We start from the raw sequence: 245 nt of genomic DNA, 5'->3' as shown, positions 1-245 counted from the left end.
ATGATTCAACTTACAGAATTAAAGGAAATATAGACTCCTATCAAGTGACTGGATATTTAACTGAAAACAATGAAAAGATAGATTGGTGGAAAATAACTGAATCAAACAGTAATAAAGAATCAGTGATAATTGAGTATAGATTAGTTGATAACAAAGAATTTGCAAATCAATATAAGATTTTTAATAATTCAAAATTGGATATTTATAAAAGCAAATATTATACTTTAACCTCCAAAAACAGTAAT

At 24.1% G+C, this 245-nt stretch carries 1 protein-coding gene; it reads left to right on the top strand.

What is annotated here, in order from left to right; all coding sequences use genetic code 11:
- Positions 1-44: 44 nt before the first annotated feature.
- Positions 45-245, top strand: a 201-nt coding sequence (locus SB659_RS20295) for a hypothetical protein (protein WP_410551735.1), incomplete at its 3' end; no start/stop codon positions are given.

This window comes from Arthrobacter sp. SIMBA_036 (genome assembly GCF_046535135.1).
Classification (GTDB): Bacteria; Actinomycetota; Actinomycetes; order Actinomycetales; family Micrococcaceae; genus Arthrobacter.
This window is presented reverse-complemented; position numbering and strand designations above follow the sequence as displayed.